At 31.6% G+C, this 25,641-nt stretch carries 22 protein-coding genes; 17 read left to right on the forward strand and 5 right to left on the reverse strand.

Annotated elements, in window-relative coordinates:
• Positions 1-20: 20 nt before the first annotated feature.
• The 3 genes from IPN70_03135 (at position 21) to IPN70_03145 (ending at position 1,251) form a co-directional block, all read left to right on the forward strand.
• Positions 21-656: a hypothetical protein gene (locus IPN70_03135; GenBank protein QQS60861.1), complete on the forward strand. Its 636-nt coding sequence runs from the start codon at positions 21-23 to the stop codon at positions 654-656.
• A 32-nt stretch (positions 657-688) separates the two neighbouring features.
• A complete protein-coding gene (locus IPN70_03140; protein ID QQS60862.1) occupies positions 689-973 on the forward strand; it encodes a hypothetical protein in 285 nt (94 codons plus the stop codon).
• 68 nt (positions 974-1,041) lie between these two features.
• Positions 1,042-1,251: a hypothetical protein gene (locus tag IPN70_03145; protein ID QQS60863.1), complete on the forward strand. Its 210-nt coding sequence runs from the start codon at positions 1,042-1,044 to the stop codon at positions 1,249-1,251.
• Positions 1,252-1,343: 92 nt separating this feature from the next.
• On the opposite strand, the gene IPN70_03150 is transcribed toward IPN70_03145, so the two are convergent.
• A complete protein-coding gene (locus IPN70_03150; GenBank protein QQS60864.1) occupies positions 1,344-2,375 on the reverse strand; it encodes a DUF475 domain-containing protein in 1,032 nt (343 codons plus the stop codon).
• A gap of 86 nt (positions 2,376-2,461) precedes the next feature.
• Here IPN70_03150 and IPN70_03155 point away from each other — a divergent pair, with 86 nt between their 5' ends.
• Positions 2,462-3,250, forward strand: a complete 789-nt coding sequence (locus IPN70_03155) for a hypothetical protein (protein QQS60865.1) — start codon at positions 2,462-2,464, stop codon at positions 3,248-3,250.
• Between the two features lie 162 nt (positions 3,251-3,412).
• On the opposite strand, the gene IPN70_03160 is transcribed toward IPN70_03155, so the two are convergent.
• A complete protein-coding gene (locus IPN70_03160) occupies positions 3,413-4,348 on the reverse strand; it encodes a phytoene/squalene synthase family protein (protein QQS60866.1) in 936 nt (311 codons plus the stop codon).
• Positions 4,345-5,838: a phytoene desaturase gene (gene crtI / locus IPN70_03165; protein QQS60867.1), complete on the reverse strand. Its 1,494-nt coding sequence runs from the start codon at positions 5,836-5,838 to the stop codon at positions 4,345-4,347. Before crtI ends, IPN70_03160 begins: the two co-directional genes overlap by 4 nt.
• Positions 5,839-6,274: 436 nt before the next feature.
• Between crtI and IPN70_03170 the strand changes: the two genes are divergently transcribed.
• From IPN70_03170 to IPN70_03195, 6 genes are all read left to right on the forward strand, one after another.
• A complete protein-coding gene (locus IPN70_03170; GenBank protein QQS60868.1) occupies positions 6,275-7,147 on the forward strand; it encodes an NAD(P)-binding domain-containing protein in 873 nt (290 codons plus the stop codon).
• A gap of 51 nt (positions 7,148-7,198) precedes the next feature.
• The gene (locus IPN70_03175) at positions 7,199-9,997 is read left to right on the forward strand and encodes a glycosyltransferase (protein ID QQS60869.1); all 2,799 of its coding nucleotides are present in this window, start codon (positions 7,199-7,201) and stop codon (positions 9,995-9,997) included.
• Between the two features lie 86 nt (positions 9,998-10,083).
• On the forward strand, positions 10,084-11,208 hold the full coding sequence (locus tag IPN70_03180) for a right-handed parallel beta-helix repeat-containing protein (protein QQS60870.1): 1,125 nt from the start codon (positions 10,084-10,086) through the stop codon (positions 11,206-11,208).
• Positions 11,209-11,280: 72 nt separating this feature from the next.
• Complete coding sequence (locus IPN70_03185) at positions 11,281-12,831, forward strand: NAD(P)/FAD-dependent oxidoreductase (GenBank protein ID QQS60871.1); 1,551 nt, start codon at positions 11,281-11,283, stop codon at positions 12,829-12,831.
• A gap of 74 nt (positions 12,832-12,905) precedes the next feature.
• Positions 12,906-15,182, forward strand: a complete 2,277-nt coding sequence (locus IPN70_03190; GenBank protein ID QQS60872.1) for a glycosyltransferase family 39 protein — start codon at positions 12,906-12,908, stop codon at positions 15,180-15,182.
• 3 nt (positions 15,183-15,185) lie between these two features.
• Positions 15,186-15,770, forward strand: a complete 585-nt coding sequence (locus IPN70_03195) for a class I SAM-dependent methyltransferase (GenBank protein ID QQS60873.1) — start codon at positions 15,186-15,188, stop codon at positions 15,768-15,770.
• 36 nt (positions 15,771-15,806) lie between these two features.
• Here IPN70_03195 and IPN70_03200 read toward each other — a convergent pair whose 3' ends face one another.
• Together IPN70_03200 and IPN70_03205 are read right to left on the reverse strand one after the other, a co-directional pair.
• Complete coding sequence (locus IPN70_03200; protein QQS60874.1) at positions 15,807-16,487, reverse strand: hypothetical protein; 681 nt, start codon at positions 16,485-16,487, stop codon at positions 15,807-15,809.
• A gap of 129 nt (positions 16,488-16,616) precedes the next feature.
• Positions 16,617-18,149, reverse strand: coding sequence for a 2,3-bisphosphoglycerate-independent phosphoglycerate mutase (locus IPN70_03205; protein ID QQS60875.1), 1,533 nt, complete (start codon positions 18,147-18,149; stop codon positions 16,617-16,619).
• Positions 18,150-18,466: 317 nt separating this feature from the next.
• On the opposite strand from IPN70_03205, the gene idi reads away from it, so the two are divergent.
• The 7 genes from idi (at position 18,467) to IPN70_03240 (ending at position 25,640) form a co-directional block, all read left to right on the forward strand.
• A complete protein-coding gene (gene idi, locus IPN70_03210; GenBank protein QQS60876.1) occupies positions 18,467-19,021 on the forward strand; it encodes an isopentenyl-diphosphate Delta-isomerase in 555 nt (184 codons plus the stop codon).
• Positions 19,022-19,027: 6 nt separating this feature from the next.
• Entirely contained in the window at positions 19,028-19,324 is a 297-nt protein-coding gene (locus tag IPN70_03215; protein ID QQS60877.1) for a DUF1294 domain-containing protein, read from the forward strand.
• A gap of 106 nt (positions 19,325-19,430) precedes the next feature.
• The gene (locus tag IPN70_03220) at positions 19,431-20,582 is read left to right on the forward strand and encodes an acyltransferase (GenBank protein ID QQS60878.1); all 1,152 of its coding nucleotides are present in this window, start codon (positions 19,431-19,433) and stop codon (positions 20,580-20,582) included.
• 278 nt (positions 20,583-20,860) lie between these two features.
• The gene (locus IPN70_03225; protein ID QQS60879.1) at positions 20,861-22,963 is read left to right on the forward strand and encodes a sodium:proton antiporter; all 2,103 of its coding nucleotides are present in this window, start codon (positions 20,861-20,863) and stop codon (positions 22,961-22,963) included.
• A 42-nt stretch (positions 22,964-23,005) separates the two neighbouring features.
• Entirely contained in the window at positions 23,006-23,410 is a 405-nt protein-coding gene (locus IPN70_03230) for a DUF2177 family protein (GenBank protein QQS60880.1), read from the forward strand.
• A 6-nt stretch (positions 23,411-23,416) separates the two neighbouring features.
• Positions 23,417-24,199 carry a DUF1295 domain-containing protein gene (locus IPN70_03235; GenBank protein ID QQS60881.1) on the forward strand — a complete coding sequence of 261 codons (783 nt, stop codon included), beginning with the start codon at positions 23,417-23,419 and terminating at the stop codon, positions 24,197-24,199.
• Between the two features lie 82 nt (positions 24,200-24,281).
• The gene (locus IPN70_03240) at positions 24,282-25,640 is read left to right on the forward strand and encodes a deoxyribodipyrimidine photo-lyase (GenBank protein ID QQS60882.1); all 1,359 of its coding nucleotides are present in this window, start codon (positions 24,282-24,284) and stop codon (positions 25,638-25,640) included.
• Position 25,641: the final 1 nt, after the last annotated feature.

Here is a 25,641-nt window from a genome sequence, read left to right on the forward strand (position 1 = left end):
TGTATTTTTCTTGGAAATTTTTGCGAAAAACATATATATTTGGTTTTATTTTTGTTATATTTTTGGTTTTTATTGATTTGTTTGTTTTCTTTTTTCTTCCAAATTTTCCTTTGAGGGATGTTTTTTTAGCTACAAGAGAGCAAAATCCACTTACTTGGATAAGTAGTGTAGCTCTTTTTCTTATTGCACTTTTCTCTTTCCATACGTATTGGGAAAGTAGAGAAAAAATATGGTGGGCAGTAGCGTTTCTTTTCACATTTTTTAGTATAGATGACGCTATTTATTTTCATGAGAGATTGAGTGGTATCGTAGTTTCTAAAAATGAATGGCTTAGTTTTTTTCCTACTTACATATGGATTCTTTTTTATTTACCAGCACTTTCTTTGGCGTTTGGTTTTCTTGGTTTTCAATTGTGGAATAGTCATATAAAAAAAATAAGAAAGTATACACTCATAGCCTTTTTTTTATTGGGGATAGCGTTAATATTAGATATTCTGGATGGAATTGTATTAAAGGATGAAACATTAGTGTTTTGTCTGAACGCTTTCTGTGAAGAAACTATTGTGCATAGCATAAGGCTATGCGAAGAAATTTTTGAGGCTATTAGTTTGGGGATTTTTGGAATTTGTCTCATTTCAAAAAATATGAGAAAATAGAGTGCACTTTATTTTTTAAATATATAGTATTTATGAATTCTTTAAGAATCGAAACAAGAGCTCTTCCCTTTTTTGTTTTTGCAATCATTATGTTTTTTGGATTTTATTCAAAGCCGATGTATGCAGCAATGGTTTTGGGTGAAGAAAGTCAGAAAGAAGAATCGGAAGAAAGAAAAGATGAAACTTCGGAGTCATCAGAAAAACGAGAGGATGAGAAAAGTGAAAGAGAACCTATACAGGAAAAAGTTGTTCCTGTAACAGAAGAAGTAATTATTCCTTCAGAAGAAAAATTCAAGCAATACCTTATGGAATTTTAAACGAAGAAACTTCTTCCGAAGCGGGATTAACTGAAAATAACGAAGCTCCATTAATGGAAGAGCAAGAGATGAAAGAAGATGTATTAAAAATAATGGGCTATGAAGAAGAAAATATTCTCAATAGAGATGGAAATAAAGCAACTGTTTTAGATAGAGAAAAACTTTTTGGTATATTTCAGATAAAAATTACATCCGAAATAGAATTTGATGATAAGGGGAATGTGCTGAATAAAAAACAATCCCTTTGGAATCGAATACTTTCATTTTTGAGCTTTTAGTTATTCCTTTCTAAACTTCTTTCTAAAAAATTTAGAAAGAAAGACATTTTTCACTTTAAACAGTTGAATTTTTATTTTGTTTTGCTTTGGATTTATTTTTTGGATTGTACGGAAGAAAATTTCTTTTTTTCTTGTAAGGAATGAAAAAAGGATGCTCCGATAAGAATAGCCCCAATGAGACCAGTAACAGCTTCTGGAATTTCTTGTACAACACCAAGAAGCATTAATATTGCTAAAGCGCCAATGGCCCAAAAAGCACCATGCTCTAAATAACGATAGGTGGTGAGAGTTTTCTTTTCAACAAGCGTAATGGTAAGTGATCGAACAAAAATCGCACCTACCCCCAATCCTATGGCAATAATAAAGAGATTATTAGAAAGGGCAAAGGCACCAAGCACACCATCAAAAGAAAAAGAAGCATCAAGAATTTCAAGGTAGAGAAATCCAGCAATACCTTGGCGTATAATGGGTGAGGTATTCTCACCTTTAGATCCTCCAAGAATAGAACCAATACCTTTAGAGAAAATATAAGTAATGAGTCCCCAGAGTCCCGCAGTAAGACATTCTATACTTTCTTTTGTATCAAGCATTCCTGATACGGTAATGAGAATAAGAAGGGCGAGAGCAGCTTCAACAGCTTGAATTTGTCCAAGTTTGGTGAGGGGCTTTTCTAATTTTTCAATCCAATGATTATTTTTTCTTGTGTCAATAAAAAAGTGAAAAAATACCATAAGAAGAAACATCCCGCCAAAAGCTGCTACTTGATGATGAACACCTTCAAGAAGGTGAGCGTACCCTTCGGGATTTTCTAAAGCAAGATCAAGAACGGCAAAAGATCCCATTCCTGTTGCTAGTGCAACTATGAGTATGGGAAATAAGAGTCTCATACCAAAAACAGCAATAGGGAGTCCAAAAATAAGAAATATTCTTTGCCATTTCTGATTCCAATTTTCAAGAATTTTTGCATTAACGACAGCATTGTCTATGGAAAGAGAAATTTCTAAAACAGAAAGAAGTGCTACGATCCAGACACCTCGAAATCCATCAATAAAATATCCAGCGATAAGACCAAAAAAAAGAAAAAGAAATGATCCAAAAAAAGGAATTTCTGTAATTTTTTTCATAATAATGAGAGAGAAATAATCTATTTTTAATACTTTCTATGCTATAGTATAAAAGTTGTTATAAAAAGTAAACTTCCCCGCTGCGTATGATACGAGAAAAAATACTGTTTTCTATAAAAAAATGGAGTTTGTCTATAAGAATTATTCCTATTGTTTTGGGCGTAGTTATATTAAAAATGATATTTCATGTATTGGGTTTCGAATATATTTCTTTGAGTGCTCTTTTTACAAGCCTTATTGCTGCGACCACATTTCTTCTTGGGTTTTTAATTTCTGGAGTTATTTCTGATTATAAAGAAAGTGAAAAAATTCCTGGAGAGATGTCTTCAAGTTTAGAAGCTTTATATGATGAAATGTATATTCTTGATAAAAATAAAGGAAATAAAAGAACGAAAGAATTTCTTTTGGAATATCGAAAATTTCTTATTGATATACGAAACTGGTTTCATAAAAAAGAACGAACAAAAAGCCTTCTTTTAAAACTGCACAGTATGAATGATTATTTTGCTGATTTTGAAGGAATAATGCAACCAAATTTTTTGACGCGAATGAAAAATGAGCAAAATGCTATTCGAAAAATGATCATTCGAATTAATAATATTAGAGATGTTTCTTTTATTGCATCTGCTTATGCTATCGTTGAATTTTTAGCATTTTTTGTTATATTCGGACTTCTTATTTTAAAAGTAGAGCCATTTTACGAGGCTTTATTTTTTTCAGCTCTGGTTTCATTTTTGATGATATATATGATATTTCTTATTAAAGATTTAGATGATCCTTTTGATTATTCTAAGGGTAAAAATAATGGAACGGAAGTTTCTATAAAGCCTATTTATGATCTTATAGAACGGATGAAAATAAAAGAGAATAAATAATAGTTTTTCAGAGTCTATTCAAATTCTTTCAGAAACGAAAAAAGATTCCTTTAAATAATTCATTTTAGAAAAGTATTTTTTTTGAAGCTATTCTTTACAGTAAAGTAAATAATGGTGAGATCTTTATATATACTAAAAATTACCTAAATAAAAGGATGTTATTTAAAAATTTTTATTTTTTAAAGATTGAAGATATTTTTTAATAAGCTCTTTTTTCTTTTTTTGGGAGACATAATTTTTTCTGGAAAAAACATCATAATTATTTTCTCGACAAGCATCGATAATAGCTTTGTAAAGTATAATAGAAAAAGCAATAGGAGCTTGAGATTGTTTTGGAAAAAGATGAATATGGGAAAGTGAGTCGTTATAATATTTTTCAGCTACTTGAGCGATTTCCTCAAATATTTTTTTGAAACGAGAATCATTTTTGGCAGAGACGAAGTCTTGATGTGAAAAATTATGTTTTTTGAGAATGTCTTGTGGTATATAGATACGATCATTTTTATAATCTTCACCGACATCGCGAAGAATATTGGTGAGTTGCATGGCATGCCCAAGGCAAATAGCAAAATTTCTTAATTTTTCTTCTTTTTTGGGTGCGAGAATGGGAAGAAGCATAAGGCCCACGGTTCCAGCGACGAGATAACAGTAATCTAAGAGTTCAGAAAGAGTTTTGTAATCTTTGTGATAAAGATCTCTTTTTTGACCCTCAATCATTTCAAAAAACGGTTTGTAATCGAAGTCTTTGTAATAAAAACGAGTTGCCTTTCGAAGGGCTCTCCAGCGAAAGTGGGGTATTGTTTTTCCTTCTACAAACATTTTCAATTCAGATTCAAGTTTTAAAAGCTCTTTTTCATTTTTTTTATCATCAACAATATCATCGGCGTAACGACAGAAAGCATAAACAGCATAAATAGCATTTTTTTTTCTTTTGTTGGGAATCTTAGAAAAAGCTTTATAAAAAGTAAGTGAATTTTTTTGAATAATTTTTTTACACTTTTTAATATCAAGATATTCTTGAATATATCTATAAAAGAAGATTATCAAAAAAAATAAAAGTGCGACAATGATTGTGTAGGTAAAAAAAACATCAATCATAGAGTATTAGGATAATCTTTTATAATTTCATTGGTTGCGAGTTTTGCACTTGTGAGAACGAGGGGAACTCCTGCACCAGGATGATTACTACTCCCTGTAAAATATAATCCTTTTATAGGTTTGAATGTGTTTTGTGGTCGGAAATAGTTACTTTGAAGAAGTGTGGGCTTTAATCCAAAGGTCGCTCCGTATTGAAAATTGAATTTTTCTTGAAATGTTTCGGGTGTAAAAACTTTAACAATTTCAATATGTTTTCGAATATCTTCAAAATTAGGAATTTTTTCTAAAATTTTAAGTATCTTGTTTTTATAACTCTCTGTTTTTTCTTTTGTCCAATTGATTTTTTCATTATGAAGAGAGGGAACTGGAATGAGTATATAAAGAACTTCTTTTCCTTCGGGTGCCATAGTAGGATCTATCTGGGATGGGGAATAAATATAAAATGAAGGATCATTAGGAATGGTGAAATTGAATAAATCTTTAATATTTTTATTAAAGTTTTTGGCAAAACGAATGGTGTGTACATTTGTGGGATATTTTTTTGTAAGTCCAAGATAAAGAATGAATGATGACGAAGAATATTCCATTTTTTGTAATTTTTCTTTTTGGTATTTTCCTCGATTCCTTTCTTTTTTTATAAGATTTTGAATTGCCCATGGAAAATCAGCATTGCACAAAACAATATCTGATTGAATTTTTTTCTTTCCAATTTGAATACCTTGAATTTTTTTATTTTGAATAAGGATTTCATCTATAGTTTTATTGAGATGAATTTTCCCCCCGAGTTCAAGAAAGCGTTTTTCCATCGCCTTTGCCATGGAATACATACCTCCTTTGATATACCAAACGCCATAAAGAAGTTCGATCATAGGAATTATAGTGTAAATAGAGGGTCCTACAAAAGGAGATATTCCAATATAAAGAGTTTGAAATGAAAGCGCTTGACGTAGTTTTTCATCTTTTACGAAATGGGAAATGGAAGAATATGCACTATTGAGAGTTCGAAGTTTTAGTGCATTATAAAGAGATTTTGGATTGTAGAAGTCGATGGCATTTCCAAAAGGTTTTTCGATAAAATGTTTTTTTGCGATACAGTATCTTTTGTAAATATCAGCTAAATAAGCAAGATATCCCTGAGCATCTTCTTCATTAAAAGATTCTAATTGGGCAATGAGCTTTGTAAGATTAGTTGAAATATCTAATTTTGTTTTGTCTGGAAAATGAATGCTGTACATAGGATCGAGACGTTGCATCTCAATATAGTCATTTGGATCTGCTTTAGAAAAAATAAAAACCTCTTTATAGATGGCGGGCATCATTACAATAGTGGGTCCAATATCAAATGTGAATCCACGCTCTTTTATTTGGTACATTCTACCGCCTACTTGTTCGTTTTTTTCGTATATTTCAACACTGAATCCCAAAGATTGAAGACGAATTCCAGCTGCCAATCCACCAGTCCCTGCTCCAATGATAATAATTTTTTTCATAAAAACTAAGAATGCTTAGAGGAATGGAGAAATGAAGGGATAATTTATTTTATTATGACGAATATAACTTCCTCTACGATACAGTAAAAATGATTTTTTTGATAGATACTTTTGATACTTTTTTATGTAGCTATTTATAAAAGGAGGAAATTTTTAGCTTTCCTTAAAAATAGATATACGAAAAATATTTGAATGAAGAGTCATTTTTTTGAGGTATTTGTTGAAAAACAAAAATAACGTCAGCATCTTGCCAAAATAAATATTTAGTTTACAATCCTTCAGAGTGGAAAATAAGTCATGAAGAAAGGCTTTTGTTCACGAAATTGTTTAAATGATAATTAATAGTTTAATTAAAAAGAAAGAATAGTGCTTGTAAGAGGATTAAATATTTTGTTTAATTTAATGCTAGTACGTTCTGTAGGAAGGAAATTGTTGTATGAAAAGAGTCGCTGTTATTGGGAGTGGTGTTGTGGGAAGTGCTACGGGAAAAGGCTTTTTGGAAAAGGGGCATGATGTTGTTTTTTATGATGTTCGAGAGGAAACAATCGCTAATTTGAGAAAACAAGGCCTTTCTGCAGAGCATATTAATAATGTAGATGTGCAAAAAAGCGACATTTTTTTCTTTGTTGTTTCAACCCCTACAGAAAATGGGAAGGTTAATTTGAAATATTTAAAAAACGCGGTAACCGTTTTGGGTAAAAAATTAAAAAAACGAAAAGAATATTTTGTCGTTGTTGTTCGTAGTACTGTTCCTCCAAGAACAACACAGGATATTATTTCTCCTATTTTAGAAAAGATGTCAGGGAAAAAGGCTGGAAAAGATTTTGGCTTGGCCATGAATCCTGAATATTTGCGTGAAGTTTCCGCAGAAGAAGATTTTAGTCATCCTTGGGTATTGACACTTGGATCTCTTGATGAAAGAACAAAACTTTTTCTAGATGAAATTTTTTCGGGATATTCTTGTCCTGTACACCACGTTTCTTTGAGTGAAGCTGAGACACAAAAATATGTTCATAATCTTTTTAATGCAGTAAAAATTGCATTTTTTAATGAAATGCGAATTGCGAGTAAAGAGATTGGTATTGATCCAGATAGAATTTTTGAAATTACGACTGAAAGTGCGGAGGGTATCTGGAATAAAAAATATGGAATAAAAAATATCGGACCTTTCGATGGAATGTGTCTTCCAAAAGATACGCAAGCATTTTTTCACTGGGCTAAAAAAAGAGGAATTCGAATGGGTCTCTTAGGAAGCACTATTCAGTCCAATAAATATTTCGAAGAATTTTGGGAAAAAAATAAAAAATAAAAAACTATAGAAAATAAAACAAAAGAATTGAATTGATAATATACGTTCTGTATGGAAACTTTGGTGAATTCTTTTGTATCAATTTCGTTTTTTCAGGAACATCTTTCCTTGTGGTGGGGATATGTTCCTTTGGGTGTTATTGGTGTTTGGCGATGGTCAATATGGGCTTTTAAAAAAATTATAGCTCTCTTTTATCGTATTCCTGAAGGAAAATATGATGCAACTTTGGCAATTGTAACTCCTGTGTACAATGAAGATCCAAAGATGTTTCAAAAAGCTCTTTATTCGTGGAAACGTAATAAGCCTGATGAAATTATAGCTGTAATTGATTCTACGGATAACATGTGTATCAAAGTTTTTAAAAAGTTTTCTAAAGGATGCCCTGAAGCAACGCTTATAATTACGAAAAAATATGGCAAAAGAGCTGCTCTCGTTGATGGAATTAAGGCTTCAAAGAGTGAAATGATAGCACTTGTTGATAGTGATACCATTTGGACAAGAAAGTTTAAAAGTAAAGTTCTCGGTCCTTTTGAAAATCCTAAAGTCGGAGGAGTTGCTCCTCGTCAAGATGTTTTTGAGCCAAAAACTTTGGCGCGAAAATTATTTCGTATCCATATTTTTAATCGATATGGAAATGATTTGATTTATCAAGCGGCATTTGGGAATGCTCTTTCTTGTATTTCTGGACGAACTGGAATCTATAGAAGAAGCGCTATCGAACATTTGACGCATGAGCTAGAGCAAGAGAAATTTTTGGGAAAAAAATGTATTAGTGGTGATGATAAAAGATTAACAGGTCTCGTGCAACGTGATGGATGGTTGGTAAAATATGTAGAAAATGCTCTTGTTTATACACCAGGAACGAGCGACATGAAAACGTACACGAAACAACAGGTTCGGTGGACGCGAAATAGTTGGAGGTCTGATCTTAAGGCAACTTTTTCTCGATGGTTATGGAGAAATCCCTTTCTCGCTTTTCATATATTAGATCGCTTTGTGCAGCCATTTACACTTCTTTTTGGTCCGATATTTTTTATCATTGCACTGTACCGAGGTGATTGGTTGGTAGCTTCTATTATTTTTTGTTGGTGGATGGTAAGTCGAGCGATCAAAATTTTCGGTCATTTAAAAAATTATCCTAAGGATATTTTTATTTTGCCTCTCTATGTGTTTTATTGCTTTTTTCTTGGGATGATAAAAATATATACATTGATTACTGTGGATGAACAAGGTTGGATTACTAGGTGGGATAAAAGCCGTTTGAAAGCCTTTGTTTTCTTTCGAGATACTTCCGCTCATATTGCAACTCTGGCTATTTTAGTTGGTCTATTTTTTGTAGGATTTCAAATGAATAGCGGATCATTATCTCATCTAAAAGAAATGCAACAGAAAATTTTTGCTGCAGAAGAACGTGCTGAAAAAAGACTTTGGAAAACAGAAGATCAAAGTACTCTCGTGGATATTTCAAAAGAAGAAGCTCAAATATTTCGGGATACATTGATAGAAAAGATTGAAGCTGATGCTTTTGGATACTATCGTATCCAACCAGGAGAAACGCTTTCTGATGTGAGAAGAAGATTTTTTCTTGAACAAGAAACATCTTTATATACTGAAGAAAAAATAGTATTAAAACCTTTTGAAAGAGTATTTTCAGGAACAAGAATTGCTATTCCTGTAAAAGATCTCCGGACTCCTAATTGGAATTGGTATCGTGAGAAAAGTAGAACTCGATTTGTCGCTCTTGCTTATCCAAAAGAGAATGCGATACGAATAAGTGGAAAAGGATCTTTTGTAACTATTCCTGAATTAACAAATCGATTAAGAAACCCTTCAATACTAGAAAATTTAGGAAACGGAGAATTTATTCTTCGAAAAAATCTTTTTATTGATAATGGGGTTACTCTTCTTGTGGAAGGAGAAGATGTAAAATGGCTGAAACTTAGAAGTGGAGTAAATGATTTTTCTTGGATAAAATCGGAGGGAGGAAATATTTTTATACAAGGAACTAAAATTACTTCTTGGGATGAGGAAAATAATAATTATGATAGTAATTGGGAAGACGGAAGGAGCTATATTTTACAGAAATTAAGCGGAAGAATGGATATTATAAAAAGTGAAGTTGCCTACCTTGGTTATTTCGGCTCTCCTCAGCGAGGAAAACCCTTTGGGGGTCCTTATGGTGTTTCATGGAAGATTTCGGATGATTCTTTTCGAGATGAACTTTCAACAGGCGTGATAGATGAAAGTAGTATTCATCATAATCTTTTTGGTTTATATACCTATGGTATGACAGGGGGAATATTCACAAGAAATGATGTTTCCTATAACGTTGAATATGGTTTTGATCCTCATGATGATTCGAATAATTTATTGATCGAAAATAATAGAGCGACCTATAATGGAAATCATGGAATAATCACTTCAAAACGATGCTTTTCAAATATTATTCGAGGAAATGTTTCAAAATATAATCGTTTGCATGGAATTATGCTAGACCGATCTTCTAATAATAATTTAGTGGAAGGAAATACTCTCTCAGGAAATATTAATGGAGTTGCGTTGTATAATTCTATCGATAACGTTGTTGTAAATAATATTCTAACTGAAAATGGAATTGGTATCCGTGCCAACAGGGAATCTCGACAGAATTTCTTTGGTGAAAATATGATTACTGGAAGTAAAAAAGGTATTTATGCGTATCAGGAATCATTCGATAATTATGCCTTTGAAAATGTACTTGTTAACAATAAAATTAATATACATATAAAAGATGGTTCGAATTTGTTTTTGGTAAAAAAGGATAAAGTGCCTTTTATACGAGCTAAAGAAGAAAAGATTGTTGGCTATTAAAAAAGAAGATTTGGTCGTTTTTCTTGAATTAAGAAATTATAATATAAAATTATTTTTTGCTATTTTAAAAGAAATTTTCTATGAAAATGAGTAGCATTTTTTTTGTAGCAATAGGTCTTAGTATAATTTTTTTTGTTTTCTTTAATAAAAAAATTGAGGTAACATCGGAAATCTTCGTAGAAGAACAGCAAGAGGAAGTTGAAAGAAAAGAAAAAAAATATTTTATTTCACCTCTTGGTAATGATTTATTTGATGGTCTTTCTGAAGAGACGGCTTTTGCGACTATACAAAAAGCCGTCGATATCCTTGATGCTGGAGATCGAGTATTTCTTTTGGAAGGAGAGTATTATCAAGATATTATTTCTATTCGTTCGGGAAAAAAAGAAAAACCCATTATTATAGAAGGGACAAAAAATTCTATCATAAAGGGAGCTGGTAATCGGGAAAAAATTGTTGAAATTCGACACAGTTTTATCCATCTTATAGGATTTACTCTTGATGGCCTTGTTGGAGAGGGAAATCAAGAAATGCATTATAGAAGTAAACTACTTTATATCGAAGGATCGGAAGTTCTTTCTGGTGTAACGGGTATGAAAGTTCTTTCTATGAATTTTCAAAATGCCGGAGGTGAATGTATTCGTATAAAATATTTTTCCCATGAGAATGAAATTGCCTATAGTTCTATTCGTTCTTGTGGTGTATATGATTTTGTTTTTGGTGGGGGAGGAAAAAATGGTGAAGGTATTTATATAGGAACAGCTCCAGAACAAATTACAGAAGATAAAAATCTTACGAGAGATGTTGATGCATCAAATGCTAATTGGATTCATCATAATACTATCGATACTCAAGGAAATGAGTGCATTGATATCAAAGAAGGATCCTCGGAAAATATCGTAGAATATAATTCTTGTACGGGTCAGAAAGATTCTCAATCCGCGGGATTAGATAGTCGTGGAAATCGAAATATCTTTCGAGAGAATGAATCATTTGGAAATGTTGGAGCGGGGATTCGTTTGGGAGGGGATAAAGAAGAAGATGGTATATATAATAGTATTGAAAGTAATTATTTTCATAATAATGAAGGGGGTGGTGTGAAATTACAGAGAATGCCTCAAGAGAAAATATGTAAAAATCGTTTCGAAAATAATAAGAAAGATGATTTTGTAGGAGAATATAAAGAAGAAGGTAAAAATGAAAATTCTTGTTAATCCTGTTTCTTGTGGAATTATTTTTAGTAATTTATAATAAAAAATCGATTTAATCTGATAGCCTGAATTGGAATGAAAAAAAGTCAAAAAACAGCCCTCATTATAGGTGCTGGTCCTGCAGGTCTTACAGCAGCGCTTGAAATACTGAGAAAAAGTAATCTCCAAGTTATTATTATAGAAAAAGACTCTGTTGTTGGAGGAATTTCTAAAACAATTCCCTTTAAAGGAAATCGTATTGACATAGGAGGTCATCGTTTTTTTTCAAAATCAGATGAGGTAATGCTTTGGTGGAATGAAATACTTCCCATACTCGACAAAAACAATGATCATTTCTTACCCAAAGAGAGTTTTCACTTTATTTCTCAAAAAGAGTATAAAAAGAATCTCCCTAAAAATATAATGTTTATTCGAAAAAGAATCTCAAGAATATTCTATGCCAATACATTCTTTACGTATCCCATAACATTTACTTTAGAGACCCTTAAGAATCTCGGTTTTTTTTCTTCCCTTACTATAGCCTTTTCCTATATTTTTCATAAACTCTTTCCAAGGAAACCAGAAAACACTTTAGAAGATTTTTTTATCAACAAATTTGGAAAAAAACTTTATTCTTTATTCTTTAAAGAATATACCGAAAAGGTATGGGGGACTTCCTGTAAAAACATACAAGCTACGTGGGGAGCACAAAGAATAAAAGGACTTTCTTTGAGAAAGGTTATTTCTCATTCATTACATACCTGTTTTTCAAAAAAAACTCTGTCTTCCAAAAAAATTGAAACCAGTCTTATTGAAAGATTTCTTTATCCAAAATATGGACCAGGACAAATGTGGGAACTCGTAGCAAAACACATACTAAAAAGAAAAGGAAAGATTCTTTTTCATCATGAGATAGAAAATATATATATTTCAAAAAATACAGTTACTTCTCTAGAAATAAAAAACAAAGAAACTCAAGAAAAATTCACCATAAACACCGACTTTGTTTTTTCAAGTATGCCCATTTCTGAGCTCATTCACACCATGAAAGATCAGCCACCTCAAGAAGTTCAAGCTATTTCTAAAGAACTTACCTACCGTGATTTCATAACAGTCGGAATACTTTGTTCTTCTTTTTTACCCTCAACAAAAATCAAAGATAATTGGATATACATACAAGAACCAGGATTACAAGTAGGAAGAATTCAGATATATAACAACTGGAGTCCTTTTATGGTGAAAAATCCAAAAGAAACAATATGGATTGGATTGGAATATTTTACGAATAAACATGATGCTTTTTGGAGTATGAACGATGAAGAAATTCTTTCTTTAGCAAAAAAAGAATTAGTTCAAATGAAAATGACTTCATTAGAAAATATTCTGGATGGTATTGTTATTAGAGTTGAAAAAGCCTATCCTTCTTACATAGGAAGTGGCTATAAACAATTCTCTATAATAAAGGAATATCTTCTTTCTTTAGAGAATCTTTATCCTATAGGAAGAAATGGAACACATACCTACAACAATCAAGATCATTCCATGCTTTCAGCGATTCGATCTGTTGAGCATATGCTTACGAATTCTCCAAGTAAAGAATCTCTATGGCGGATTAATTCTGAAAAAGAATATCATGAGAAAAGGTGAGGTATTTATTTTTTTTCGAGAATAAAAAATATATTGATATGCGGAATGTGTAAATAAAGGAAATCAGGTATAATATGGATGAAATACGAAAGTTTTGGAAGATTTTCCCGGTAATTCTTTTTGGTCTTTGGACGTTTGGAATTCTCATTGCTTATTTCTATTTCTATGAAAATTATAGAATAGCCCTTCTCGATGGGCTATTTATTCTTCTTTTTCTTGGTTTAATTTTTTGTATAGGAGCTTTTTTCTTTTTTTGTATTTATTTGACGTTTGCAATTTTTAAAAAACCATTACCAAAATTCTTTTCATTATTTCTTTATTTCAAACATAAAGAAATAATTTCAATTTCTCTGAAAAAGATTATCCTTTCATTTTTCACCGTTTCACTTTTGTGGATTGTTCTTATTTTTCTTATTTCAAAAAATTTTCAAATAGTTGTTAATAATGTAGTTTCTCTTATTCTTATCTTTTTTTTCGTTTTATTAGGATTTTCTTTGGGTAGTGTTCTTATTCGATATTTTCAAATAAAGACCTTAGGACTTCTTGAAAGATATATTCTGGCGAGCCTTTTTGGCTTTGGAATTCTTATGTTTTTGATGTACGTCTTGGGAATGATCGGTTTATTGTATTCACGGAGCGTTTACATAATACTTTTCGGTATTCTTATTTTTTTTCGAAAGGAGTGGTTCCAACTTTTTGATGAGATGGGGACGGTACATTTTCAGTGGAAAATCCGACCATTTCTTTCATTTAAAAATTTTTCTTTTTTGGCATTATTTATTCTTTGTTCTTTAACTCTGACGAGTCTCTTCTCGCAATTCCCAATTGGTTTTGATGAACTTCATACCTATCAAGGATTTTCTCACAATTATGCAGAAAATCATCGTATTGTGAATTTTCCATACTGGCTAACAAATGGATTCCCACAGAATGGAGAAATGCTCTTTACTTTCGGACATCTTCTCGGAGGATTCCAAGTCTCGGCTGGTATAAATGTTGTTTTTTATTTTCTTTTGGGTGGAATTTTAGTTCTTTTTTTTCGCTTTCTTTTTGTTCGATCGAAAGAATATTATCTTCTTCTTTTGTACTCGATTTCTTCTATACCATTTTGGATGCTTTTTGATCATAAGATCGATCTTATTTTTTGGAGTTATGTGATGTGCGGAATATATTTTCTTTTGAAATTTATTGAACAAAAAAAGAAAGAATTAATGATTCTTTCTTTCATTCTTTTAGGAATTTCTGCTGGAGTAAAATACAATTTTTTTTCTCTTATTTTACCGAGCATTCTTTTTGTACTCATCTTCTTTCCAAGAGAGTTTGCTTTTAAAAAAAGATTTTTTAATAGTATATTGTGCATTTTCTTTGTAGGTCTTTTATTTAGTCCTTGGGCTTTGAAAAATGTTCTTTTTTCAGGAAATCCCATAGAACCAGCTTTCGGTGATTATTTATCTCGAAAGGATGTCTTCTTTAAACAGATAGGGAGGAATTATTCCGATCATCTAAGAGAACAACTTGCAGATGGTTTTGTTTGGGCGGAGAATCAAGATACTAGGGATTGGAAATTTTACGCAACATTACCATTTCGATTGACATTTAATTATGAAAAAGAAAATTTTTCTGATACTTTGAATGTGGGGCCAATATTTTTAATTTCATTTCCTTTTCTCTTTTTTCTTTTTCAAAGAAAATATAAAAATATAAAAATTTTTCTTATTTTTCTTCTTATTTTTCTTCAAATATTATTTTGGATTTTTTTTAGTAACCTTCTTTTATTTTATAGTTTTATTGCTTTTCTTCTTTTATTTTTAATTTTAAGCGATACTTTGAGCAAAAAAAATATCTTCTCTCTCCTTTTTAGAATTTCTTTTTTTGTGTTGGTTTTTACGATAGTACCATTACGTCTCACTAGCTTCTTTTATAATGAAACTTTTTTTATTTTGGAAAATAATGGAAACTATAATCTTTTTGAAGTGGCACAATTTATTAATGAGGAAAAACTTCCCGGACTAATTTGGGATTCTTACGGACTTTCTTTAAATTATTATGTTCAAAATGCTCATTCAAGAATTATTTATGATTTTTATATGTTACTTTTTTATTTCTTATGTCAAAGATATGAGGGAGATGTGATTGTGGATTTTATGAAATCACATAATGTTTACTATTTTATTTATAAAGAAAATAGTATTAAATATTGGCAAAATGTTAGTAGACGAGCGGAAAAGGTCTCCCCCTTTTCCTCAAAATTATATTTACAAAGCTTTGAAGGATATTTGGGATTTAGGGAAAAACATCTTAAAGAAATATTTCGTAGTGGGGATATTGGATTATATACGTATAAAGATTAAAATATGAAAACAATAAAAAGAAAGACTTCCTGGAATTATTTCGATAAATTAACTTCATTTTGGAGAGCGCAATTTATAAAACCTTTTTTGTCCGATAAAAAAACTTTTTGTGATGTGGGTTGTGGTCAACAGGGGTCAGTTCTCTTGAGTATTGCAGATAAAATTAAAGAAGGTTACGGCTTTGATTTTAATGTAAAGATTGAAGGGAAAGTTCGAAAAAACATCACACTTTCAAGAAAAGATTTTCTTCTCATAAATAAGAAATTCGATGTTATTATTTGTTTGGCAGTATTAGAGCATTTACCTTATCCTAAAGAGTGTGAAAAGGTTTTGAAAAAGATTTTTGAAAATTTAAAACCCGGAGGATTTTTTATTATGACCACTCCAGACAAAAAAGCAAAATGGTTGCTTGAATTTTTAGCTTACAAAATACATATCCTAAACAAAGAAGAAATACTTGATCATAAGCACTATTTTGATAAAAAGGAGTTATTTCTTTTTATAAAAAAAGCAGGATTTATCGATATTAAACATCGATATTTTCAATTGGGTTTAAATAATCTTGTTATTTGCAAAAAGAAAAAATAGTAAGTGTTTATGCAATTAAAAGTAGGAAATAAATTTTTACTTAATTTTTTTGATTTTCTGAAGGCAGTATATAAGTACGAGCAAAAGAAGTCCTTCAGTGATGATTTTAAAAGATTCTTCCAAAATAGTATAGAGAATAAAAAAAGTTGTGTTTTCTTTACTTTTTCCCAAAGAATCGAAAAAAATCATAATAAGAAAAGAGATGGTGGAAAGAAAAAGAAAAGATCGTGTTTCTTTGAAAGTATAAAAACTATTGCGAAAAAAGAATACCCAAAGAGAAACTATCAAAAAATAAGAAAAGACAATTATATCATCAAGTCGACTTGTTTGTTTGTTTGTGATGATATGAAGGAAATCTCGAATGTTTTGTCCAAGTAGATTGTGAAGCATAAAAACTTCATCAAAGGAGAGAAAAAGAAATCCTATGCCGAGAAAAATCCAGAAAAAAACAGAAGAAAATTTTTTCTTTGCTTGATAGAAACGAGAGGCAATATAAACACAAAAAATAGAGAGAAGAAAAAGAAAAGAAAAAGAGACCCAAGCTATGATGCCATTTTGACCGAAATGTATAGGAAGATTATGAGAATAATATCCTATGGTTATAGTGACGGAGAGAATACAAAATTGAATAAAAGCGATCCAAAAAATAGATTCTTTTGTTTTGGAAAAAAAGAGAAGGAAATCTCTTCGAAATTTTTTCAGGAGGAGAGCTTTCATAGAAGATATGTTTTTAATAGAGAGATTCTTTTAGTCTAAGTAGGTTAGTTAAATATGTAGTAGTGTGGGGTATTGGTAGGGGAGCTCTTGAGAAAGAGATACCTTTAAAATTTTTTTGCCTTTAGGTATTTATTTTTTGGAGAGAATTTTTCCAGTCATTTCGGGTGGGATTGGAATATTCATAAGAGAAAGTATGGTTGGGGCAATATCGGGAAGTGTGCCATTTTCCAAAGTATATTCTTTTTTTGTTAATATCGCAGGTACAAGATTTGTCGTGTGAGCTGTATGTTTTTCTTGCGTTTTGTGATCAAAATTTTGTTCTGCATTCCCATGATCAGCTGTAATAAAAACAAAACCCCCTTTTTCGATTGTTTTTTCAACAACTCTTTGAAGTTCGCGATCTACCGTCTCGATAGCTTTTTTGATAGCAGGAACATTTGCAGTGTGTCCAACCATATCAGCATTAGCAAAATTTATGAAAATAAAATCAGTACCTAATTGGATTTCTTCTAGCGCTTTATCAGCTATTTCTTTTGCTCGCATTTCTGGGGCTAGATCATGCGTGGGAATATCTTTTCTGCTAGGAACAAGAATGTGTCTTTCTCCTTCGTGAGGAAGCTCTCGACCTCCATTAAGAAAGTATGTGGCATGGGCATATTTTTCTGTTTCAGCTATGTGTGCCTGAGTAAGTCCTTTTTGGGAAATTTCTCCAGCGAGTGTTTTTTTTGGACGAAAAGAGGGAAAAGCAACAGGATAAGCGAGTGTTTCATCGTACTCAGTAAGCGTTACAAAATATATATTTTTTGCTTTTGCGTATTCGAGAGATTTTTTTGTAAGCATTCTTGCTCGATCTGCTCGGAAATTATAAAAGAATAAACCATCATTTGGCTCGAGGGCATAATTTTTTCCTTCGGAATCGAGAAATACGACAGGCTCAACATGTTCATCAACAATACCTTTTTTGTAAAGATTTCTGATGACTTGGGAGGCTTTTTCGTTATGATATTCTTTTGTTCCTTTTCCTTGAAAGATAGCATTCTCGACCTTTTCAAGACGATCCCAGTTTTCATCTCTATCCATAGCATAAAATCTTCCAGAAGCTGTTGCTATATGACCAACACCCATATCATCTAAAATATCTTCAAGTTTTTCTAGATAGACAGCTGCGCTTTGAGGAGAAACATCTCTTCCATCAAGAAAGGCATGAATGGCTATTTTTTTTATTTCTGCGTCTCTGGCTGCACGAAGAAACTCATAGAGATGTGTTTCATGGCTATGAATACCGCCAGGGGAAAGAAGTCCTTTCACATGAAGGGTAGAATTGTACTTCTTTACATGATTAAAAAGTTCTATAAATGCCGTATTTGAATTGAATTCGTGACGAGAGACGGCTTTGTTAATACGAACTAAGTCTGTGTCGATTGAAGTACCAGCTCCAATCGCCATATGTCCTATTTCACTATTACCCATTTGTCCTTTAGGAAGACCAACAGAAAGACCACTAGCATCTAATTGCGAATGGGGATAGGTACGAAGTAATGAATCAAAAAAAGGCGTAGAGGCATCATGAATAGCATTATGCTCTTTCTCATTTCGAATTCCCCAACCATCGAGAACGATAAGAATAGCGGGAGAATGAAAAATTTTCTTTTTTTGCTTCATAAAAATCTTTATGGGACTGTTGTTAACCTCCTTTTGTAAATGAAACTTCAAATTTTCATTGAATTTACAGTGAAAATTTGGAAATTGCAGTAGAAAATGGAAATTGGCAACAGTCCCTTTATACAATTGCTACATTCTTATGCGAATGTTTATAGTATAATAAGGTAATGGTATTTTTATCAAGCTAATGGAATGGATTACAAATTTTTTTAAATGTATAACTGAATTATTATATGTTTTTATAAAAGAAAAATAGTGTATACTTATTTTTGCAATAATATTTTTTATTTGCTTAATGGAGTAAATTTGTAGTAATTATGGAGCAAGAGCAAGAACGGGAGTTTGTTGTTTTAATAGATGAAAAAAATAATATCATCGGAACAATGCTAAAGAGTGAAGTACATGGGAGGGAAACACCTTTACACAGAGCTTTTTCAACATTTATTTTTCGTAAATCAGATAAAAAATTATTACTTCAACAACGAAGTCATGTAAAGAAGACATGGCCTCTTATGTGGTCGAATAGTTGTTGTGGACATCCAAAACCAAATGAGGATACTGTAAGCGCTGCCAAAAGAAGATTGGATTTTGAGCTAGGTTTACAGCCTTTGTGGATTGAAGAAGTTGCTCCTTATCAATATTGTTTTACTCACAAAGGGGTTATGGAAAATGAAATTTGTCCCATACTCATTGGAATGGTGGATAGTGAGCCCATTATTAATACTGAAGAAGTAGAGGCTGTTATGTGGGTAGATTGGAATTGGTTTGTCGAAGAAACAAAAAAACATCCGGAAAAATATTCTGAGTGGTGTGTGGAAGAAGTAGCCATTCTTGATAAACTTTCGCGAGTGAATGAACTTTTTATTTCATAAATATTTATGAGCGAAATATTTCTTTTTTGGGGAAGTGTGTTTGTTGCAATTAATGTAGGCTCTTTCCTCTTGATGTTTTTTGATAAATACCTTTCAAAAAAGGAGGGAGGGAAGACAAGGATTTCTGAAGGCGCCTTATTTTTTATAGCTATTTTATTCGGAGGGATTGGTGTTTATCTTGGTATGTTTTCTTTTCATCATAAAACACGGCATTGGTATTTTATCGCTGGAATACCTTTATTAATATTTCAAAATATTGCTTTTTTGTATTTTCTTTTTCTTTTTTTCTCTGATTCTTTTTAGTTTTTTGGAATATATGATAGAAAGAAGAAAGTATTTTTCAGAGAAGAAATATTTAATAAGTCATTTCTGATATTTGTCATTAAATTCAAATAGCGGGCTATTTTTTATGGAGAGATTATATTATCTTGAGGGGCTTCGTGGAATAGCTTCTTTAGTTGTAGTTGTGCATCATTTTATTTTAGCTTTTTATCCGGCTTTATTTTTTGGTTCTTCCTTTTCATACCATTTTCAAAAAGACGTAGAAAAATTTATGTCTGGATCGGTTCTTAGTCTTTTTTATAATGGAAATTTTGCTGTATGCTTGTTTTTTGTTTTAAGTGGATTTGTTTTGAGTTATAAATTTTTTTTAGAAAAAAAATACGAAAGTGTGCGAGAAAGTATTGTGAAACGATATGTTCGCCTTATGATTCCTGTTGTTTTCTCTATTTTCCTCGTGTTTTTTTTGATGAAACTCTCTCTTTTTTTTAATAGTCAAGTTGCGTCTATTTCTGGATCAACTTGGTTCGGTGATTTTTGGTCATTTGAAGAAAATTTTTATGATGCTCTTTATGCGGGATTTATAGGTTCATTTTTTTCAGATGTATTTCCTTATAATATTGTACTTTGGACGATTTCATTTGAATTCCTCGGTTCTTTACTTGTTTTTGCTTTTCTTGCTTTGTTTGGAACTATGAAAAAAAGAAGCATTGTTTATATAGTAGGTATGATATTTTTTTTCCAAACATATTATTTAGCATTTATTCTTGGAATGCTTTTGAGTGATATAGCAACATCGCAAAGAGGTTTATTAGAAAAGATTTCAAGAAAAAAATGGATGGTTGGAGGATTGTTATTTTCTGGACTTTTTTTGGGAGGTTTTCCTTCAGATTATACTGCAACCATAGGAACTTTTTATGAAAATATGCATGATCCGATCTTTAAAAATGCTACTGCGTTGTATCATACTATAGGAGCATTTCTTTTTATCGCGGCTTTACTTTGTTGTAAGAAAGCTCAAAATATTCTTTCTTACAAGTATTTTGTATTTTTTGGAGAAATTTCTTTTTCTTTTTATCTTTTACACTTTATCGTTTTAGGCTCTCTTACAAGTTTTATTTTTTTACAATTACATCTTTATTTTTCTTATAACATTTCTGCTCTTTTTGCTTTTATTATTTCCTTGGGATTTTTAATTATTTTTTCGTATTGGATGTATATATATATTGATAAAAAAGCTATTCAATTTTCAAAGTTTTTGTATGTACGATTTTTTAAATGAAAAACAAGGTATATACGTAAACGTAAAAAGAAAAATGAGAAAGGATAATAAAAAATGTACTTATCATAAAATAAAAAAGAATCTTTTGGGTAGTTTTAGTGTACAAGAGATGCCTCAAATATCTATTTATTAAAAGCAAAAGCAGGATTAAAAAGAAGAGTTTTTTGGAGATGGTTTGCAAAATTAAACTTCTTGGGTGTAAAGTACGTTTTAGTATTTTTTCTTTTTAAAAAAATAAGAAAAAATATTTTTTTATTACAAATATAATAGAAGGAAATATGACATTTACACTCCCAGCACTTTTATCAGTTTTTTCTCTCCTCGCTATCTCTAGTGCTGTTTTTTTTCTTTCTTCTCGATTGAAGTTTCCTTATACAGTATTGTTGGTTGCGGTGGGAACATTTATTCTTGTTCCTTTGAGTACGTTAAGCCCTTTTACTTTTCTTCGGGAATTTACATTAACACCAGAACTTCTTCTTTATGTCTTTCTTCCGATATTAATTTTTGAATCGGCATATAATATTGATATTCGAAGATTGTTTGAAAATATTCGCTCTATTGGAGCTCTTTCTATTATCTCACTTCTTCTTTCTGCAGGATTTATTTCTTTAATGCTTTTCCTTTTATTTCCTCTTGTAGGGCTTCAGATTTCTTTTCTTTTATGTTTTTTATTTGGAGCTCTTATTAGTGCTACTGATCCAGTTGCTGTATTGGCGCTTTTTAAAGAAGTGGGAGCACCGAGACGACTCACTTTGCTTTTTGAGGGAGAGAGTATTTTTAATGATGGTACAGCAGTAGCTCTTTTTCTTGTTGTTTTGGGAATAGCTGAACATGGTTGGCATGGATCAGAATCAATTCTTTGGGGCGTATTGGACTTTAGCGTGATGGTCTTTGGAGGAATTATCTTAGGAATTATTATAAGTGCTTTTTTTGTAAAAGCTATTGATCATGCGCGATCAAATGAGTTTGTTCAGATTGCACTTATGATTGTTTTGGCACATTTTACCTTTCTTCTTTCCGATTATATCTCTGAGCATTTTTTCTGGTTTGGACATCATTTTCATCTCTCTGCTATTATTTCAACAACAATCGCTTCCATGGTAATAGGAAATTATGGACGAGCGAAAATTTTACCTCATGCGCAGGAATTTGTAGAAAAGTTTTGGACAGAATCAGCTTTTTTAGCTAATTCATTAGTATTTCTTCTTATTGGATTTATTTTTGCAGCACTTCCTATATCACTACTTCCTTTTAGTATTCCTATTATTATCGCGGTTCTTGTTGTTGCTGTTGCTCGAGCCTTTTCTATTTATCCTGTAGTATGGATTTTAAATAAAATGAAAAAGGAAGATTTTATTCCTTTTTCTTGGCAGCATTTATTAGCGTGGGGAAGTCTTCGAGGCGCTTTGGCGATTACCATGGTACTTCTTATTCCTGATGATTTGTATGTTTCTGGTTGGTCATTTGAATCAACTCCAAAAGAATTTATTCTTGCTCTTACTATTGGTTGTATTTTTACTACACTTTTCCTTAAAGCAACGACGATAACGTGGTTGGCAAGAAAATTAAATATCGGATCTTTAAGTGAGATGGAGAAATTGGAATATCAAGAAGCAAACGCACTTTTGCATTTACAAGCTCTTGAACGAATCGAACGATTTTCAAAGAAGGGTTATATCGAACCTTCCACCGCAAATGTTTTGAAAAAAGAGCATAAAGAAAAATTTAAAAAAGCATGTTCATTATGTGTTAAAAAACTTGAAACAGAAGACACTCTTCTTGGAGAAAGAATTTTGCGTCTTTATGCAATTGGAGTAGAAAGAGAAACTTTAGACACATTGTATGACTTTTCTGAGGTGAATGAGCGGGTGTATCGACGAGTGTTGGCTAAGCTTACTCTTCAATATGAGCGAACAGAATTAGGAAATCAAGAAATAGACCCCTCTGAAGAAATAATAGATCCAATTAGCAGACTTTTTCATTGGATAAGCGGGATGTTAAATGCTAAAAAAAGAGGTCCCTCAACGGAAGATCGATATTTGTATTATCGAACACAAACAATTTTATCTCGAGCCGTTCTTCGAGCTTTGAGGCATATGGATGAAGAACATGCACCTCTTTTGTTTGGAAAGAAATCATTCGTTCATATACGAGAAATATACGAAATCTTTCTTGCGGGTTCTCAGGAAAAAATGAAAGCTGTAACAAAAGAAATTTCCGAAGAAGCAAAAATTCTCTCGGAAAGATTCGCAAGACGATCTTTGCTCGAAACAGAATCACGTTTATTAGAAGAACTTTTTCATCGTTCAATGATGACGCCCAAAGTATATATTGCTTTAAAAGAAAATATTGAACGAGAATCCGATGTTGTTTTGCAGTAAAAAAGAGTATAGTAATAAAAAGAATTATAATTTTTTATTTTTATGAAAACATTTTTTATTACGACGCTATCTTCAATAATAGTTCTTTTGACAATTGATTCGATATGGCTCACTCTCATGGCTCAAAAATTCTATGCGCGTCATATAGGGCATCTTATGGCAGAAAGTCCCAATTTTTTCGTAGCCATTCCTTTTTATATTCTTTATGTGGTAGCTTTGGCTTTTTTTGTTATTATTCCTTCTCTTGAAGGAAATTTCAGCCTTTCAAAAACATTTTTCTATGGGGCTTTTTTTGGACTTGCTATGTATGCCACTTATGATCTTACCAATCAAGCAACACTCAAAGGATGGCCAACAATAGTTACTTTAGTTGATTTGTTATGGGGGGCTTTACTTACTGGTACAGTTGCTGTTTCGAGTTTAATAATAAACAAATATTTTTCTTAAAAGTGTATGGAATTTTTTTTAGAGAACTATAGCATTCTTTCTTTTGCTATTTTTCTTTATATGACACTGTGGTTTTTTATCGCTCTCCTTTTAAAGCGAAGTGATATTGCTGATATTGCATGGGGATTAGGTTTTATTTTAGTGGTTTGGATTTCTTATTTTTTGAAGGATTTTTCAGAAAATAGGGGATTTTTAATAAGTATTCTTGTAAGTATTTGGGGGCTTCGTTTGGCGGGACATATTTATCTTCGAAATAGAGGGAAGGAAGAGGACTATCGATATAAAAAATGGAGAAATGAATGGGGAAAATGGTTTTATATGCGAACATACGCACAGGTATTTCTTCTTCAAGGAACGCTTTTGCTTTTGGTTGTAAGTCCCGCTGTTATTGGAATTATTTTTCAAGGAGAGTCTTTGGACTTGCGAGATGGAATAGGTATTTGTATTTGGATGTATGGATTTTTGTTTGAATCAGTAGGAGATTTCCAACTTTCAAAATTTATAAAGAATCCTCAAAATAAAGGAAAAATAATGCAATCAGGTTTGTGGGCATATACGAGACATCCTAATTATTTTGGAGAAGTGACTCAATGGTGGGGTATCTGGATCCTTTCTTTAGCAACCCCTTTTGGATGGTTAGGTATTATCGGACCTCTTGCTATTACATTTCTTATTGTAAAGATTTCTGGCATACCTCTTTTGGAGGAAAATATGAAAAAAAATCCAGACTTTCAAAAATATGCATCTCGAGTAAGTATCTTTTTTCCGCTTCCGCCCCGAAAGGAATAATTTTTTGAAGATTAAAAAGTAATAATTAGTTAAAAATTTAAATTTTAAAAACAGAAAGAAATAGAAATTGAATATAGTATATATGAATCGATATGTAGACAGGAGAAGAGTCCGAGTTCTTAATAGTCCTGAAATTAAGAAAGGACCAATACTGTATTGGATGAGTCGTGATCAAAGAATAAAAGATAATTGGGCACTTCTTTATGCTCGTGAGTTAGCTGAAGAATTAAAACAATCAATGTTGGTTGTTTTTGTTTTAACTCCGAATTTTTTGGATGCAACTTTGAGGCAATACGATTTTATGCTCAAAGGTCTTCAAGAAGTAGAAGATGATTTAAAAAATTTACAAATACCATTTTATTTTCTTTTTGGAGAACCAGATCAGGAGATTTTGAAATTTTCTCATACTATACAAGCAGGAGCTCTTGTGAGTGATTTCGATCCTTTGAAGATAAAAAGAGAATGGAAAGAATCTATAGTAAAAAATAGTAAATGTGCCTTTTTTGAAGTGGATACTCATAATATTGTTCCTTGTTGGGAAACATCTTCAAAGCTTGAATTTGGAGCCTATACCATAAGGCCAAAAATTAAAAGACTCCTCAATGAATTTCTAACGGAATTTCCAAAAGTAAGACCAAATAAAATTCTTTGGAAGAATAAAATTATTTTAACAAATTGGAAAAATACTCGAGAAATTTTAAATTGTAACAGAAAAATACAAACGGTAGATTGGATTCTTCCCGGAGAAAAGAATGCTAAGAATGTTTTGAATAGTTTTCTTGAAAATAAACTTTCTCATTATGAGGATCTGCGAAACGATCCCAATTCTTTAGGACAGTCAAATCTTTCTCCTTTTATTCACTTCGGACAGTTATCAACACAACGAGTTGTGTTGGAAACTCAAAAAATGAAAGGTAACGAAATATCAAAAAATTCTTTTTTAGAGGAATTGATAGTAAGAAGAGAATTATCTGATAATTTTTGTTTTTATAATAAAGAATATGATTCTTTCGAGGGCTTTCCTCACTGGGCCAAGGATTCTCTCGATATGCATCGTGAAGATGTAAGAGAATATATATACACATTAGAACAATTTGAGAACGCTATGACACATGATCATCTTTGGAATGCATCTCAACGAGAAATGGTGCGAACAGGAAAAATGCATGGATATATGAGAATGTATTGGGCTAAAAAAATTCTTGAATGGACGAAAAGTCCTGAAGATGCGTTGAAAATAGCAATATCTTTGAATGATAAATATGAACTTGATGGAAGAGATCCGAACGGTTATGCGGGTATTGCGTGGTCAATTGGAGGGGTTCATGATAGAGCTTGGTTTGACCGCCCTGTTTTTGGAAAAATTCGTTATATGAATGCTAATGGTTGTAATCGTAAATTTGACGTAGAAAAATATATCTTTAAAAATAAAGAAATATAAT

The organism is Candidatus Moraniibacteriota bacterium (assembly GCA_016699795.1).
Classification (GTDB): domain Bacteria; phylum Patescibacteriota; class Minisyncoccia; order Moranbacterales.

Bases quoted from the DNA above. Each gene is read 5' to 3' on its own strand.
- IPN70_03190 (QQS60872.1), top strand. From the start codon at position 12,906: ATGGATGAAATACGAAAGTTTTGGAAGATTTTCCCGGTAATTCTTTTT.
- IPN70_03140 (QQS60862.1), top strand. From the start codon at position 689: ATGAATTCTTTAAGAATCGAAACAAGAGCTCTTCCCTTTTTTGTTTTT.
- IPN70_03205 (QQS60875.1), bottom strand. From the start codon at position 18,149: ATGAAGCAAAAAAAGAAAATTTTTCATTCTCCCGCTATTCTTATCGTT.
- IPN70_03225 (QQS60879.1), top strand. From the start codon at position 20,861: ATGACATTTACACTCCCAGCACTTTTATCAGTTTTTTCTCTCCTCGCT.
- IPN70_03240 (QQS60882.1), top strand. From the start codon at position 24,282: ATGAATCGATATGTAGACAGGAGAAGAGTCCGAGTTCTTAATAGTCCT.
- IPN70_03180 (QQS60870.1), top strand. From the start codon at position 10,084: ATGAGTAGCATTTTTTTTGTAGCAATAGGTCTTAGTATAATTTTTTTT.
- IPN70_03195 (QQS60873.1), top strand. From the start codon at position 15,186: ATGAAAACAATAAAAAGAAAGACTTCCTGGAATTATTTCGATAAATTA.
- IPN70_03175 (QQS60869.1), top strand. From the start codon at position 7,199: ATGGAAACTTTGGTGAATTCTTTTGTATCAATTTCGTTTTTTCAGGAA.
- IPN70_03160 (QQS60866.1), bottom strand. From the start codon at position 4,348: ATGATTGATGTTTTTTTTACCTACACAATCATTGTCGCACTTTTATTT.
- idi (QQS60876.1), top strand. From the start codon at position 18,467: ATGGAGCAAGAGCAAGAACGGGAGTTTGTTGTTTTAATAGATGAAAAA.
- IPN70_03220 (QQS60878.1), top strand. From the start codon at position 19,431: ATGGAGAGATTATATTATCTTGAGGGGCTTCGTGGAATAGCTTCTTTA.
- crtI (QQS60867.1), bottom strand. From the start codon at position 5,838: ATGAAAAAAATTATTATCATTGGAGCAGGGACTGGTGGATTGGCAGCT.
- IPN70_03230 (QQS60880.1), top strand. From the start codon at position 23,006: ATGAAAACATTTTTTATTACGACGCTATCTTCAATAATAGTTCTTTTG.
- IPN70_03235 (QQS60881.1), top strand. From the start codon at position 23,417: ATGGAATTTTTTTTAGAGAACTATAGCATTCTTTCTTTTGCTATTTTT.
- IPN70_03200 (QQS60874.1), bottom strand. From the start codon at position 16,487: ATGAAAGCTCTCCTCCTGAAAAAATTTCGAAGAGATTTCCTTCTCTTT.
- IPN70_03185 (QQS60871.1), top strand. From the start codon at position 11,281: ATGAAAAAAAGTCAAAAAACAGCCCTCATTATAGGTGCTGGTCCTGCA.
- IPN70_03155 (QQS60865.1), top strand. From the start codon at position 2,462: ATGATACGAGAAAAAATACTGTTTTCTATAAAAAAATGGAGTTTGTCT.
- IPN70_03215 (QQS60877.1), top strand. From the start codon at position 19,028: ATGAGCGAAATATTTCTTTTTTGGGGAAGTGTGTTTGTTGCAATTAAT.
- IPN70_03150 (QQS60864.1), bottom strand. From the start codon at position 2,375: ATGAAAAAAATTACAGAAATTCCTTTTTTTGGATCATTTCTTTTTCTT.
- IPN70_03145 (QQS60863.1), top strand. From the start codon at position 1,042: ATGAAAGAAGATGTATTAAAAATAATGGGCTATGAAGAAGAAAATATT.
- IPN70_03170 (QQS60868.1), top strand. From the start codon at position 6,275: ATGAAAAGAGTCGCTGTTATTGGGAGTGGTGTTGTGGGAAGTGCTACG.